This window comes from Saonia sp., from assembly GCF_056326165.1.
Map to the genome: position 1 here is coordinate 64,034 of NZ_JBWFBN010000009.1, position 15,808 is coordinate 79,841.

Annotated in this window: 13 protein-coding genes; 2 read left to right on the top strand and 11 right to left on the bottom strand. The window is 31.7% G+C overall.

Annotation, left to right across the window (positions count from 1 at the left end):
• Positions 1-122 precede the first annotated feature (122 nt).
• The 4 genes from AC000W_RS09435 to AC000W_RS09450 all read right to left on the bottom strand — a co-directional run bounded on the left by AC000W_RS09435 (position 123) and on the right by AC000W_RS09450 (position 4,133).
• Complete coding sequence (locus AC000W_RS09435) at positions 123-1,034, bottom strand: hypothetical protein (RefSeq protein WP_474747832.1); 912 nt, start codon at positions 1,032-1,034, stop codon at positions 123-125.
• Between the two features lie 108 nt (positions 1,035-1,142).
• The gene (locus AC000W_RS09440) at positions 1,143-1,760 is read right to left on the bottom strand and encodes a response regulator (protein ID WP_474747833.1); all 618 of its coding nucleotides are present in this window, start codon (positions 1,758-1,760) and stop codon (positions 1,143-1,145) included.
• Positions 1,757-3,589, bottom strand: coding sequence for a sensor histidine kinase (locus tag AC000W_RS09445; RefSeq protein ID WP_474747834.1), 1,833 nt, complete (start codon positions 3,587-3,589; stop codon positions 1,757-1,759). Before AC000W_RS09445 ends, AC000W_RS09440 begins: the two co-directional genes overlap by 4 nt.
• 37 nt (positions 3,590-3,626) lie before the next feature.
• The gene (locus AC000W_RS09450; protein WP_476658675.1) at positions 3,627-4,133 is read right to left on the bottom strand and encodes a hypothetical protein; all 507 of its coding nucleotides are present in this window, start codon (positions 4,131-4,133) and stop codon (positions 3,627-3,629) included.
• 774 nt (positions 4,134-4,907) lie between these two features.
• Between AC000W_RS09450 and AC000W_RS09455 the strand changes: the two genes are divergently transcribed.
• Positions 4,908-5,297 (top strand): hypothetical protein, encoded by a 390-nt coding sequence (locus AC000W_RS09455; protein WP_474747837.1) that lies wholly within the window; start codon positions 4,908-4,910, stop codon positions 5,295-5,297.
• Entirely contained in the window at positions 5,294-5,983 is a 690-nt protein-coding gene (locus tag AC000W_RS09460) for a nucleotidyl transferase AbiEii/AbiGii toxin family protein (protein ID WP_474747839.1), read from the top strand. Before AC000W_RS09455 ends, AC000W_RS09460 begins: the two co-directional genes overlap by 4 nt.
• Positions 5,984-6,274: 291 nt before the next feature.
• Here the strand turns inward: AC000W_RS09460 and AC000W_RS09465 are convergent, their stop codons facing one another.
• From AC000W_RS09465 to AC000W_RS09495, 7 genes are all read right to left on the bottom strand, one after another.
• A complete protein-coding gene (locus AC000W_RS09465) occupies positions 6,275-8,611 on the bottom strand; it encodes a GumC family protein (RefSeq protein WP_474747840.1) in 2,337 nt (778 codons plus the stop codon).
• A 162-nt stretch (positions 8,612-8,773) separates the two neighbouring features.
• Positions 8,774-9,844, bottom strand: coding sequence for a DUF1972 domain-containing protein (locus AC000W_RS09470; RefSeq protein WP_474747841.1), 1,071 nt, complete (start codon positions 9,842-9,844; stop codon positions 8,774-8,776).
• Entirely contained in the window at positions 9,841-10,818 is a 978-nt protein-coding gene (locus tag AC000W_RS09475; RefSeq protein WP_474747843.1) for a glycosyltransferase family 4 protein, read from the bottom strand. Before AC000W_RS09475 ends, AC000W_RS09470 begins: the two co-directional genes overlap by 4 nt.
• Before the next feature lie 13 nt (positions 10,819-10,831).
• Positions 10,832-12,154 (bottom strand): phenylacetate--CoA ligase family protein, encoded by a 1,323-nt coding sequence (locus AC000W_RS09480; RefSeq protein WP_474747844.1) that lies wholly within the window; start codon positions 12,152-12,154, stop codon positions 10,832-10,834.
• Positions 12,155-12,212: 58 nt separating this feature from the next.
• Positions 12,213-13,535 (bottom strand): phenylacetate--CoA ligase family protein, encoded by a 1,323-nt coding sequence (locus AC000W_RS09485; protein ID WP_474747845.1) that lies wholly within the window; start codon positions 13,533-13,535, stop codon positions 12,213-12,215.
• The gene (locus AC000W_RS09490) at positions 13,528-14,646 is read right to left on the bottom strand and encodes a glycosyltransferase family 4 protein (RefSeq protein ID WP_474747847.1); all 1,119 of its coding nucleotides are present in this window, start codon (positions 14,644-14,646) and stop codon (positions 13,528-13,530) included. Before AC000W_RS09490 ends, AC000W_RS09485 begins: the two co-directional genes overlap by 8 nt.
• Positions 14,627-15,805, bottom strand: coding sequence for a glycosyltransferase family 4 protein (locus AC000W_RS09495; RefSeq protein ID WP_474747848.1), 1,179 nt, complete (start codon positions 15,803-15,805; stop codon positions 14,627-14,629). Before AC000W_RS09495 ends, AC000W_RS09490 begins: the two co-directional genes overlap by 20 nt.
• Positions 15,806-15,808 lie beyond the last annotated feature (3 nt).

Sequence of the window (15,808 nt, forward strand, 5' to 3'; positions counted from 1 at the left end):
TTTTTTCATGATCGTATTTTAAAGTGATTAGTAATGTGACAAACATAGGACACTCGATTGCATAAAAAAATACCCATTCAATGGTATTTTTTATCGATAATCAGAGAATTAGCTCCGCCTGGCTATTGGGTTATTTTTCCGATTTTAAGTAAATCGACACCTATTGAAAGTCCAATCCAGGGTGCTCCATCGTAGTCCCAAATATTACTTCCGTTACCTACACCATGATCCCATCCTAAAAAAGCACCAAATCCAAGTGTATTATAAGTATATGTAAAACCCATTCCAAAGGAAAAAAGTCCCTTAGTAATCTCCTGACCTTCTTCCAAAGCTCGACCAGAAGGAGCGTTAGCTGTGTTTTTTGGGTTAAGTTTCAATGTAGAACCGCCTATGAAGGCACCCAATCTTAAATTATGATCTCTGATACTATTATCATTGTTTTTCAAATATGTAAATTTCGTTTTACCCCAAATAGTAGTGGATAAAAACAAATTCGCATTGAAGTCTGTCACGAATTCTTCTTTAATTTTATTGCCTTCCTTGTCTGTTAGTGGAGGCCTATATTTAATTGGAATGGTCAAAGCCGATAAATAGACGCCCTTATGGTTAAGAGAGATGGTTTCTCTGTTCTTGAGTTTAAAATAATAAGTATTATTACGGCCTTTGTCTTGGCCATTAGCATCAAACAATAGATACCTATTAACATATAGTTTATCCTCCTTGAATTTTACTGCGGCCTTATTCACTCGCCAGTTTTTAACAGGTTGGATTTTCATAACTTGGGTCTTAACATCTTTTTTAATTTTTATTTGTCTGCCAACGGAAAATTCCATTCCTTCTATTAACAATTTTTGTTGAGCATCAATTAAATCTCCTTTATTAAGGATTTTCCTTTTGGTTGGAGTTTCAACTATTATGCAATTGGAGCCATAACATTTCTTTACTTGGTATACTGTACTTAGTTTTAGATTCTCTTGAGGGTATACGAAATAGCAAAAGAAAAGAAAACAAACTGGCAAGAGAGAAAATTTCATATCAAATAGGTTTAGGTTAATAATTACCCTAAATCTATTTTGATGCGACACTTAAAGAAATACCCATTCGCAGGTATATTTTTTTAAAATCAAGGTATTACGTAAAACTTAAAAGTTGTATTTACTCTCCAGGGCGTACCGTAGTAGTTCGCCAGCGCCCTTGAGATTGAGTTTGCGGATCATGTTTTTACGGTGGGTCTCTACGGTGGCTTTTCCAATAACTAACTCGTCCGCAATTTCCTGGTTGGTTTTGCCCAGAGCTACTAATTTGAGTATTTCAAGTTGACGTTTGGTTAAAACTCCTTTCGGCCGTTTGTTAGAATCTCGATCAGGTAATACAAGATTCGGATCGTAATACGTTTTGCCATCGTATACTCTCCTTATTGCCAAAAGTAATTGGTCTAGACTGGAGTTTTTGAGAACATAACCTTTTGCTCCAGCTTCGATCATCTGGTTAACAGCTTCCTCCTGATTGAACATCGTAAAAGCGATGACCTTAATATGTTTGTCAAGGGCAAATATTTCTTTGGCAAGTGTTATCCCGTCCTTAATTGGCATCCGAATATCGGTAATCACCATATTCGGCCGTTTCAATTTTACAAGATCAAATAAATCCTGTCCATTATTAGCATAACCTACAATTTCAATATCGTCCTCGTACTTCAGGAACAGTTTAATTCCGTCAATCAAGGAATTATGGTCTTCTGCAATGGCCAAGCGTATCATGCTAAAGGTATATCTATTATGATGGATGTTCCTTTTTTCAGTATTGACTCGAAGGTAACTTGTCCATCTAGGTTTTCCACGCGTTTTTGTATGGAATAAAGCCCCATGCCCTCTTTTTTATTCATCTCATCCAGCTCAAATCCTTTACCGTTGTCTTCGACCATAATATTAAGGGTATGCTTATGATTAGTCAAATGCACCGTACATTCTGTGGCGTAGGCGTGTTTGGCTACATTGGTCACCAACTCCTGGATAATCCTAAAAATGGTAATTTCTAAGGAATTTTCTAGTCTTTCGGTCATCCCATGTTCTTCAACATTAACTGCTAATTTATCTAGAACACTAACCTTTTTTACAAAAGTATGGACAGCAGGCAGCAAACCTTGACTAGCCTTTAGCCCAGCATTTCGAACATGGGCTATACCACGTACTTTTTGGTATGCTTCTTCCATCAATGATTCTGTTTTCTTGGTGATTTCCTTTTGTTCTTTTTGGCTTAGGTCCTGTTTCAAACTTTGGAAATGCATCTTCACAGAAGTCAACAAACTTCCTAGGTTGTCATGCAAATCATTGGCTAGGCGCTGCCGTTCTTTTTCCTGTCCAGAGATCATAGCGTCTATACCGATAAGCTCTTGTTCCTTAAGCAAATTCTCTACTCGTTGTTGCTTTAAAAGCACTTCCTGCTCGGCCAATTTTCGCTTTTTGGCAGTATTTTTTTGAAACAGAATAGCTATTCCGATACCCAAGAAAAGTGCTAAAGTGGCAGCAATTAGCCAATTACGATTAGTTTCAGCCCTTTGTTGTTCTTTTAGGATTTGTTTTTCTTTTTCGGCAGTTCTGTAGAGAACATTTAAACGAGTAATTTCTAGAGAATTCCTTTTAAAATCTAGTTCATATTCCTGTTGAATTGATTTCTTTAATAAGAAATATGCGGAATCATATTTAACAAGCCTCTCGTAAGTACTCGCAGCGTATCTATTTATGTGAAACTTTCCTCTGATCGAGTCATTGGTACTTACATATTTTTTCGAAGAATCTAACTTTTTTAATGCTTCCTTATAAAACCCATCCTTAGTATCTAACTCAGATAACCTAATATATGAACCAAATCTCATGTATTTGGAAAATGGTTTATCAGAAATTTTGATTACTCTTGCATAGTATTTCCGAGCCAGGTCATTACGTCCATCAAATGCAGTATGAATCGCCTTTTCGTAAAAGTATCTGGCCTGTAAATCTTGGGATATGGACGTTGTCCTTTCCATTATTGAATCCAGCGAAATAAGATTTTCAGAAGAAAGTTGCTCCATATTAAATATGGTCTTCGATCTTAATATTGCGTCATAGAGATAGTACCAAAACCAATCACTTGAATCTTCTATTCGGCTTTTGTATAATTCCAAATAATTCAAGTACTCTTTGTTACTCTGTAATATTTCACTATGATATAGTTCTAAAATACCAAGTAAACACTGCTTTGTTAGAGGGTTATAGTTTAAATCTAAAGAGATTTTATATGCCTTTTCAAAATTTACAAACGCATTGGATTGTGTTGAGTGATAATACAAATGTCTAAATCCAGTAATGAGATGGGATAGAGCTAACTCAAAATCACCTCGGAAATCTTGTTTTAAAATGAAATCATTCTCGTCACTATTCTGTCCTGCATCGTAAAGAATATCAGACAATTTAATCATTAATTCTGATAATCTATGATTGCTTAGGTTTTCTGAAATTTCTTGTGCTTTTCCAAATTCTAGGGATTTGATATGTATAAAATATTGGTCAATATGATTCTGATCTTGGCATAGAATCGGCTGGATACCCAAAATAAGTATCAGAAAAACACAAATGAAATAATTAGAACTAGAATATGACAATCCCTTCAGATTTTGGACATCTTCCTCCCGTAGTTTTGTGCTTTTGAATAGGGTCAATATCAACCTCTTGGCCTTCAATATACTTTATCTCATCACGAACTATAAACGCAACAGCCTCTACAGCCTTAGGTTTATACCTCCTTCCAGTCCTACTATTATAGCCCCAGTCCGACCCATCATCAGGTTCTTCGTCTAATCTGAAATATCTTTTTCTATTGTACAAACCATCTCTTTCGTAAAACTCCATATCATGAGCACCATTTAACACTCCTGTTTCATTATCCATACTTAATCTATCTACATATCTTTTAAAGATAATTTTGTTGACATTGGAAATATCAACGCTTTCCTCAAAAGTATATGTTCTTAGTACTGGCGGACTCTTTAGCGCTTTTACCTTAAAATTTATAATCAAATCACTACCATCCTTCAAAGGATTGCTTACACCGGATATATCAAGATTTATGAGCCCCTTATAGTTTATTAGTCTCATATAAACCCCGGTAAGTTTAAGTTTGTTTGGATTTTGTCGGTTCAATTTAAATGAGCCGAAAACTCCAAAAAAAGTATGGTAGAGTTGTGATGCATAGAATAACTGCATTCTATCTTCATCTTCTTCTTTCAAACTAAAAGTTAACGTTAATGAGTGTGGATTTAAGTTCTGATTTACTTCCATAATAGTTATTTTTCAATAATCAAATTTTATAATCAATTTCCAGCAAAGAAATCCCCATTCATGGGTATCTTTTACTAATACTGTAAAATTGTAGGTGAAAACTTATTTAATCACTAGGGGAAAGTTGCAATTAAATTAGGAATAATTTTCTAAAATGCAAATAATAAGGAATGTAATCTAACTAGTGAGAGGGACTATATTAATTTAGGTCTGTTTATTTTTATTTGCACTTTTCTCATAACTTCGAAAGTTAATAGTCACCTATCTGGTGAGCACAAATCCCCTGCTCTCTCAAAACTATTGTACACAGGACCTTTCAACCTAAGGTTCTGGTTCCTTCGCATCTATTTTTCCTTTCGATGTATGGAAAACCGAAAAAACTTTACATTTTGGGCCTGTTTTGTGTGGATATTTTAATAATTATCGTAGATTTGCGTATCGCGATTCGCGAATTGCAAATTAATTAAAATGAAAAAGCATAGTGGAATGAGGCCGCATGATGTGGTCATTTTACTGAAAATTATAGCCAAAGGCGATGAACCGTGGTATAATAAAGACCTAGCCTATGAGCTTCACATCAGTCAGAGCGAAGTGAGTGAGTCGCTAAACCGCAGCAAATGGGCAGAACTTATCTCCTATGATAAAAAGACAGTTCATAAATTAGCATTACTCGATTTTCTTACCCATGGTCTCCGTTACGTATATCCAGAACAACCTTCTTCCTTAACACGTGGTGTACCAACATCTCATAGTGCTCCGCCCCTTAACAAATTAATACGAAGTGAGCAGAACTATGTCTGGCCATATGCCAAAGGTTCAGTTAGGGGATTTGCCGTAGAACCTCTGCATCCAAATGTCCCCAAAGCTTGTTTACAAGATTCTAAACTCCACGAGCTATTGGCCTTAACAGATGCTTTACGCTTGGGCAAAGCAAGGGAGCGTAATTTGGCCATTGAAGAACTGGAAAATCGAATCAAATGAAGAATACGCTTATCAATAAAGAGATTATCAAAAAAGTGGCGTCGGCTTTAGGCGATTTAAACAAAGAAGTTATCTATGTAGGCGGTGCCGCTGTAAGTCTCTATATCAATGATCCAGCGGCGGATGACGTTCGACCTACAAAAGACATTGACATCAGTTTACAAATTCTTTCCATTCCACAATTAGAAGAAATCAGAGAAAAGCTTGTAGGCAAAGGTTTTAAGCAATCAGCTGACCTTGGCGTGATTTGTCGTTTTAAATTGGATGACATCTTGGTTGATGTGATGAGTACTAAGGCTGTAGGATGGGCACCCGCCAATCCATGGTTTGATGATGGATTTAAACAAAGAGAGACGGTTGTCATTGATGATATCACAATCCAAATCATGCCCCTCCCTTATTTCTTGGCAAGCAAGTTTTCCGCTTTTACTGATAGGGGTGGTAATGACCCTAGACTAAGTAAGGATTTAGAAGACATCACTTATATTTTGGACAATCGGACAGACTGGCATGAACATTTGGCCCCCTCTCCTGATAAAGTGAAGGAATTTTTAAAAGCTCGTTTTCAGGAAATACAGGACAGTTCCAAATTACAAGAAGCCATGAAGGGATTTTTATTTTACGAGGGGCAATCCGAACGCTTTGAAATGATTGTGGAAAAAATTAAATCATTTCTAGAAAGCTGATATTTCAAATGTTCCTATTGGGTAAATGAAAAAGTCAAGTTATTCTACTTCAAGATATAAATGTAATGTAGTTATCTTTCCAATGTTACTCTTTGGTGTCCTATGGACCCAAAAGAACTTTGTAAAGTTGTTTTTTATATCAAAGTCACCTATTCGGTGAGTACCAATCCCCATTCCTCTCAAAGGCCCTATTAACAGGTTCTTTGAACATTAGGTTCTGGTCCCTCCGGCTCCACAATAAAAAAACCACGCAAATGCGTGGTTTTTTGTTTTCTTAATTATTGAAGTTCTTTAAACATTTCCATACCCATATTCATAGCCATAGTTATAATCTTTAACTTTTCCATGACCAATATCATTTAAAACGTACGCCATATTTTTTAATTTTTTCTTTTTGTTTAGTTTGGCAGAAAATTCCAATAGCTTTTTATCGGTCAAACCAGCTCTAACAACAAATAATGTTACATCTGCATACTTGGATATTAGCAAGGTGTCTGTAACCAGTATAGTTGGAGCTGTATCTATAATAATATAGTCGTACTCTTTTTTTGCTAGGTTAATTAATTTTTCGAAACCTTTTCCTGCTAACAATTCCGTTGCGTTGGGTTGTATAGCACCACTAAAACAAACTTTGTGAAACTCATCCTTACTGAATCCTCCATTATGAATACATTCTTGCCAATTCATATCTGGATTTCTTAAAAAATCTGAAAGACCTTTAATTTTTTTATTATTATCAAAATAATCATTCAACTGGGGATTTCTTAAATCTGCACCTATTAACAGCACTCTTTTTTTAATGCTAGCATAAGACAAAGACAAATTGTATGCTATAAGTGTTTTACCTTCCCCTTTTATTGCAGAAGTAACAAAAACAACCTGTCCTTCCTTTATATTTTTTTCTAAAAGCAAATAATTTACATTTGTGCTTAGTATTCGAAAGGATTCTGCCAAAACGGAACGATCCTTAGCACCTTGAAAACTTTTACGTTTCTTAATAAAAGGAATTTCCCCCAATACTTCCAACTCTGGATTAATCTTTTCAATTTCTGTTCGGTTATAAACTTTTGTGTCAAATAAAAATCGGGTGTATATAATTCCAAAAGGAATCAACATTCCTAGTAGTAGTGACAAAGAATAAATAATTCTTTTTTTAGGTGAAACAGGGATGCTATTGGTAAGACCATAATCCACTACCTTTATGGATGGTGTTGTTGCAGCCAAGCTTATTGCGGCTTCTTCTCTTTTTTGTAATAAAATAAGAAATAAATTTTCTTTAATACTTTGTTGGCGCTCAATTGCCCTTAATGCTTTTTCTTTTTCGGGAAGTCCCGAGAATATGGCTCCAGTAATGGCCTTTTCTTGATTTTGTTGTCTTAAGGAAATTCTTAACTGTGCTTGATATACATTTATAGTCTTTAGTATATTAACTTTCCCCCTTTCTAATTGCTCGGTCAAAGACACTAATGTAGGGTGGTTTCTACCAACATTCACCATTAATTTATCTCTTTGCAAGGCCAGTTCATTATAGGTATTTACAAGATTGTTCAAATTGCTATTTTCCAAACCAATATCTGCAGGTAATAAACTATAATCTGGTTGGTTCACTACTGTCTTTTTTAAGAGATCAGATAATGATACCTGTGTCCTTAAATTAAACACCTCATCCTCTGTGTTAGACTTTCGTTGTAAGGTCAGCCCAGCATCTGCTTCTATATAAGAAAGGTTATTAGATTGTTTAAAATCTTGCTTACCAATTTCTATGGAATCTAACTCCCCTGACAAAAAAACAAATCGTTTATCTATAACATCCAAGGTCCTTTGAGATATTAATTGCCTATCCAATATTCCATCCTCATCAAACTTCCTAATGATAGTATTTAATATTACCTCGGAATAAGCTATATTACCACCAACCAATGATAATTCTAAGATTTCACTTGTCTTATTAGTCGCTTCGACATTTAAGTCTTTTGCAAGCTGCATAACAGCTTTTTTTATAGGGCTTAGTACAACTTTGTATTCTACATCTTTATAATCACTTAAATTAATATTATCTTGTAATTTAATAGCAAAAGGAAGCTTAGTTTCAAGAGTATCCAACTGATTTATACCTAAAGTAAGCAAATTATTATATTCATCTGTAACTGTAATAGCATTAGGTTTTAATGTAATAGTATAAGACATAGGCTCAAAGGATTCCCATATGCCATTTTCTAAAGCTTTCTTTACAACCTTAAAAGGGGGGTACCATACTCTTTTGGCAAAAAACTCCTTTTCATCGTAATAAGAAATATCCAAATCTAGCTCAGCAACAACTTGTTTTAACAGCCTATATGATTTTATTACCTCTATTTCATTGTCCAAATTAATAGCACTACTTCCATTAAGAAAAGATACAGCATCAGTGACCACATTTACTTCTTTGGCATCATCTATAATCTTAATCTTGGCGATAGATTCATATGCAACTGGTTTAAAACGGATATAGAGATACCCCAAACCAACACATACAATGACCGATAATAAAAACCAAGACCAATAGCGCAGATATTTTAATACGATTTCTTTAAGGTTAAATGATTCCTCATCCTCATTAAAATCCATAATAAATGGTGCTTCTTTCATTCTTACAAAAATAGTTTGAAAAAAAGTTGATATAAGGTTAACGTTCTTATGGGGGTCATAAAAATTATATTTGGGGTTTAGGTAATGGCAATTTAATTATTAATTTTGATATACCAACTTGTATTGCAATCTGCTTTTTGTACTATTAGAAGTAAATAGCTATTAAAACAAGGAAGCGTATTGATTTGCTATAATTTCCCATGAATATTTTTCGTTTGCTATCTCTTTCATCTCTTTGGCTACAACTCTTATTTCTTTGTCTTTAAGACCAGTCAATAACTTTATCAATTCATTTTCACTCCCAAAGTATATTGCCTTATTTTCTGTAGTTTCTATGTTATAGTTTACATTATACGCAATAATTGGAAGTTCCAAATACATGGCCTCTACCAAGGACGGATTAGTACCTCCAGCACTATGGCCGTGCACATATAAATAACTATTACTCCTTAATTGGTTTAATATGCTTTGATTATATATGGCATCTAAAAGGTAGATATTATAATATTTCTCAAATTGTTGTTTCATTTGCTTACCGTATTCACTGTTTTCCCAATTACCAACTATTACAAGGTTTAAAGATGGGTATTTAGTAAAAGTTTTTAATATTATATGAATATTATTTTCGGGTTCTATTCTACAAACTTTAAAAGCATATTTATCTTTTAAAAATGGGTATAACTCAAGTACATCAACAGTAAATTTTTCTTTCTTGGCATGGTCAGCTCCATAAGCAATTAACTTACTATCAACATTATAAGTATTTTTAACATATTGCTGAATTACTCTGTTATCAGAAACTACTATGTCTGCATATTTCACAGCCAGTTTCTCCGAGTATTTTAAAAACCATTTTGCTATCCTACCCCATTTATCCCTTTTCCATTCTAGGCCATCAATATTTACAATGATTTTTTTTCTTGAAACTAATTTTACAAAAGGTAGAATTATACACCCTGAAACACCCAATATTAATAAGGTATTTGCATATAGCAATGTACTAAAAATAGATACAATATCATACAAAATACTTTGGGGACCATTTGCATGCAATGGCAGATATTTTAAATTAGCTCCATTGTGTTCTTTTAATTTTGAAACAACCTTTTTACTACTACAGTAAACCGTAATTTGGTAGTGTTTTGAAAGATTCTTGGTTAAGTACTCCGTTAAGGTTTCAAAACCACCGTAGGAGGCAGGAATACCAGCAGTTCCTATAATTGCTACTTTCAACTTACGTTAATATTTTTATATATTTCTACTAATTCTTCTGCTTTAGAATCCATATCCAGTTTCTTTGAATAAATATATTGTCTTATGTTATTTTCATCAGAAGAACTTAAAAGTGTTTTTTTGCACATTTCAGCCAACTCAACTTCATCAAAAGAATCAGAAACATAACAATTATCAATACCTTCAATCATTTTTTCAACATTACCTACATTAGTAGAAACCACTGGTGTGTTGCAAGCAATAGACTCCTTAACCGAATTTGGCGACCCCTCAAAATCAGACGACAATAAATGCAATTCGACAGCATTAAAATAGTACATTATTCTATCTCTAGGCTCATTCACTAATATTAATTCTTCTATATCGTTAAAACTCTCTTGTAGCAGTTTAATAATTTTTACAAACCGATCATATCGCTTTTGTTTACGGTATTGATCTTTAGAACTCACAAAAAGGATGTATCTTTTTTTTAAATCAAGATTCAAATAATTTTTTGCAACATTTTTATCTATAGGATAAAATTTTTCGACGTCTACACCATTAGGCAAATAATGACTTCTTTCTATAAGCTCTTTTGGAATTTTATCTTTAAAAATTTTATATACACTCTTTTTTCTAATAGATAGTTTTGTAAAAAAAACAAGAGGTTTGGTAGCAATTTGTTTTTCTCCATATTCATTCTCTATACTATTCAAAAAAGAAACTACTATTTTTTTTGAAGGGCGCAATGCAAATACCAACAAAAAAGATATCCCATGAAAGGCATGAATAACATCAAAATCTTTAATTTTTCTTCTAAGCTTTGGTATCGATTTTAAATATTCTATTACCCCTTTTTCCCTAGCGTTTATAAAAAAAAGCTCACCTTGTATTTCTTTTTTTTTTAAAACACTAATTATTTGTTCTTTTGTAAAAACACAATATTCTGGATTAATCTCTGTAGGATACCCATTAGTGACAAATAATATTTTCATTATAAATTAACGATTAAATTTCAAGATTAAATGTTCGTTTAAACATTAAGCGTTTCCCACTTTTTTCTATAGGTATTTTTAAAACATTGTTAAATTTTATTGTAGTATTCTTGCCAAAGCACTTTTCTATACAATGAGTAATCTCACTATAATATCTATTAACATTAGTATCTTTAAGAGAAATAAAATTAACTTCAAATTTTTTGTAATTATGCTGAATTATTTGATGCTCTTTAATTCTTAAATCTAGTGTTGCCATATAACTCCCAAGAGAAGATGTTGATATTTTTCTATTTTTATCAATTAAAAAATTATCCGTAATTCTTCCTATTTTTAAATTAATCTTTGGAAATGGAAATTTATTATCGTTGAGATTTACACCATGTACTTTTCCTACATCACCAACTTTATAATTTATTAATGGAAAGCCAAAAGAATACAGTGCTGTAAGTAAAAATTGGTTTTGTGAATCGGTTTTTACTAAAACCACATCATCTGTAAACACCATTTCATTCCTTGCATGTTCTATTCCTACAGCAATTATTTCGCTACAACCGTATTGATCATACAATGGGCAATTAAAAGCAGCCTCTATAACTTCTCTTTTTTTTAACTTTTCTGTAGTAGTAACTACCAATTTTACAGTTGAAAATTTTAATTTATTTTTTATTAAAAAAGTTGAAAATTCTAATATTACACTAGGGTTTCCAAAAACTACTTTTGGTTTAAAACTAGAAATTTTATCATACCAAACAGGAAAATCATCTTCTGAATAGTTAAAAGCATCCATAAAAATCCTTCGATTTAAAAACATTCCTATTCTGCTAGTCAACTTCTTTAATACATTTTTATGCTCAGCAGGTGAGGTCCATATCCACACAGATTTGTCAAAAGGCATCCAACCTATCATAGAGTTATTGCGCAACCAAGAAGCCCTAGACATGGCTTCGTAAAATTTTGATCTATATATTACACCTATCTCACCTGTTGACCCACTCGAAGTTACTTTCTTTAGGGTTTTACCATGGTAATCATTAGACTTTAATTTGTCTATATTCTCTTTAATTAATTGTTTGGTTAGCGGAGGTAATTTATTTAAATCTTTTCTGGTCTTAACGCTTTCGGGTTTTATACCATATTCATCTAATAGATTTTTATAATATTCTGTTGTGGTATAAGCATGGATAATTAATTCTTGTATCGACTTGTTTTGATTTTCAAGAACCTCTTTTCTAGAAAGGTGTATATTGGCTCGTAGTTTCTTATAATATGCATAACGCCTGTCTTTTTTAAAAAACTTATATAATATAGAAAGTACTAATTCATATCTCAACATTTCATTTTTTCATTTTATATGACAACTTTTGACTATATTTCTCGTTTAGAGTTAAATATTAGACATCAAGTTTAAAAGTTCTTTTAAACAATAAACGTTTACCACTTTTTTCCATAGGTATTTTAAATACAGAATTAAATTTAATCTTTAATTTTTTTCCAAAATATTTTTCAAGACTGGCGGTTATCTTTTTTCGATATATACCTTTATCTGTACTACTAGTAGCAATATAATTAACAGTAAACTCTTTATAATTGTTTTGTATAATTTGGTGCCTTTTAACACCCAAATTCAAAGTTGATAAATGACCACTATATGCTACTGATGAAACCTTTCTATTATTTTCCATTAAAAAAAAGTCACTCATACGACCTATTTTTAAATTCATTTCAGGAAAAGGATACATACTATTTATATGAACTCCACTTTCTATTATACCAACATCTGCTACCTTATAATTAATTAAAGGAAAACCAAACGAGTGTAACGGAGTAAGTAAAAATTGATTTTCACTATCTGTATTTGCAACCACTACATCATCGGTAAAAACCATTTCATCTTTATTTAATTCTATTCCAATCGCTAAAACTTCTCCACAGCCATATTGGTTATATACTGGGCAATTAAATGCCTGCTCCATTACCTCTCTATTTTTTAATTTTTCTGATGTAGAGACAACCATTTTTACAGATGGCAATTGTAAGTTGTTTTTTAATAGAAATTCAGCAAACTCAAGAATAATACTTGAAAAACCATAAATTACTTTAGGCTTAAATTTTAATATTCTTTTATGCCAATTAAAAAAATCTGATTCAGCATAATTATAAGCATTAAAAAAAATTCTACGATTTAACAACGTACCTACTCTTGCTCTTATATTGCGTTCTAAATTACCATACTCTGTTCTAGATGGCCATACCCAAGCTGATTTATCCGTGGGCATCCAACCAATCATAGAGTTATTGCGCAACCAAGAAGCTCTAGACATGGCCTCATAATATTTAGACCTATAAATTACAGCTTGTTCTCCCGTAGAACCCCCAGAAGTAACTTTCTTCAATCTTTGGCCAAAATCATCATTTGAAGTAAGTTGACTTATATTATCTTTTACAATTTGTTTTGTTAAAGGTGGGAGTTTAATCAAATCTTCCTTAGTCTTTATGTCGGTTGGCTTAAGCCCAATAGAATCCATCAATTCTTTATAATATACAGTGGAAGTATAGGCATGCTTAATGAGTTCTTCAATCGCCTTATTTTGCAATTCAATAACTTCTTTTCTATTAAGCTTTAAATTTGAACATAGAGATGTGTAATATTCATAGCGTTTGTCTCTTTTGAATATTTTATAAAAAAAAGAAATTATAATTTCATATTTAATCATATTTTTTTTCTTTTAAAAGATTCTCATAAAGGGTTAGGTAAGAACTTGCACATCTTTCTATTGAAAAAAAATCTAAATAAGTTTTTCTTAGGACCGATTTATTAAAACTATCATAATTATCCATATATCTTTCTATTGCAGCTAAATATGAATTTTTAGAAAAATTCTCTGAAATAAATCCATTGCGACTATCAACTATTATATCAGACGCACCACTTGTAGGAGTACATATTGGGATACATTCACAAGCATAAGCTTCAATTAAGGATATAGGCATTCCTTCAAATACAGAAGACAAACAGAATGCATCTGCTTTTAAAAAATAATCTGCTATATTTATTTTAGTACCCAAAAAATAAACGTTTGGGTTAGCCATCTTTTTAATCTTTTCACCCAATTCTGAATCAAAATATGCACCAAACATGAGTAAAATAAAATTAGTTTTCTTTAAATATAAATCATTGAATGCTTGAATAAGCATTTGTTGGTTTTTTTGATATGTACATCTCCCTATGTGAATAAAAATTTGATCATTCTTATTTTTTTTCATACTTTCTATTTCCTTATTAACCTGATTTGACAAAACTGATGGTAAAGGATTAGATCTACCGTTATATATTAATGTAGAATCATATATCTTACATTTTTTTTCTAGCGACAATTTATTATCCCCACTAATTGTTATTATTTTAACAAACCCTAATTTTATTAAAGGAATAGTAATAAACGAATATCTTTTAAAAGAAAATATAACTTCTGCTGTATTATGAAGAGTTTCAACATATTTAGGTTTTCTATTAAACAATATAGAAGGAAGAAAAAATTTAACTATACCCCCTCCATGAAAATGAACTACATCAGCTGCTATCTTTTTTACTAGACTATTTATTCTTTTATTTTTACTTAATCTAAAACCTCTTTCCTCTTTTGCACAATGATAATTTACAGTGGGAATAAGTTGATTCTTATAGAAACCATTATCCCCAACATTATCATCTAAAATCGTTAGTATATGTACTTCATTTTTTTTAGCCAATTCGTTGGCTAAATCTACTACAAGACGTTCTGCACCACCAGAAGTAAGAGAATAACTAATTTGTAATATTTTCATAACATAAGGAATTATAAAAATTATTCAAATCGGCACAAATTACATCCCAGCTTTTATTTCCTGAGCTATATTTGCTAAAAATATTTTTTTTAATCTTTTTCAAATAATCCGGGTTTTCAATTAACTCTTTAAGTTTTTTTGTAAGAGCATTATTATTAGGTTGTATTAAAAACCCAGTTGTACCACTCTCAATCATTTCCGAAAAACCTCCAACATCAGTAGCCAAAACTGGTGCGTTCAAGGCAAAAGCGGACATAAGAACTCCACTTTGTGTGGCATCTTTATAAGGACATACAACGAGTGTAGTATTGGTTATCAATTCAACCAATTCTTCATTTGGAAGATATCTATTTAAAATTTTAATTTTAGAATGATTATAATAATTAGTCATATCAAACCAAAATTTTCCTTTCCCAGCAATTGTCAATTCAACGTTGGGGTGTAATTTTTCTATTTCAGTAAAACTTATAAGTAATTCTTCAACTCCTTTATATTCAGAAATTCTTCCAAAAAAAAGAATTTTAAATTTGTCACTTTCCTTTTTCTCAACCTTAAAATCTAATAAATACTCATAAATACTTAATGAAGAATTAAATACATTTCGAAATTTATATTGTTTCGTACTTTCTATAAAAGATTGTTTTTGTGAAAAATTTAAAATCACAAGATTCTTAATAAGGCTAAAATTAAAATGTCTAATCAACGAATTTCTATTTGATATTTCTCCTGAATGAGGAAAAGGGTCATGAACAGTTAGAAGTATTTTTCTTTTATTTTTCATAAGCATATAAAAGAAATTAAAATTTAACAGACCATTACAATGAATTATATCAGGATTCATTTTATTAATAAAGTGAACAACTTTCAACTGCAATTTTAAATTTGAATACGAATAACTTTTTTTTGAAGGGCGATTAATTACATAAAAGCTCTTCATTTGTATATACTTTTCAAATTTTAGCAATTCCTTAAATTTGGCAGCAGAAAATATACCTCCTACAGAAAGTTGATTATCAATACTAAATGCTGATGATTTCAAAAAATAAGGTGGTAAATCCAACAAATAATTCACTTGACATTTTTTTGACAAATGATTAACAAGAGATAAATCCATATCAAAATATGGTGGGCTAGATATATATAAAACTTTCTTATTCATAAA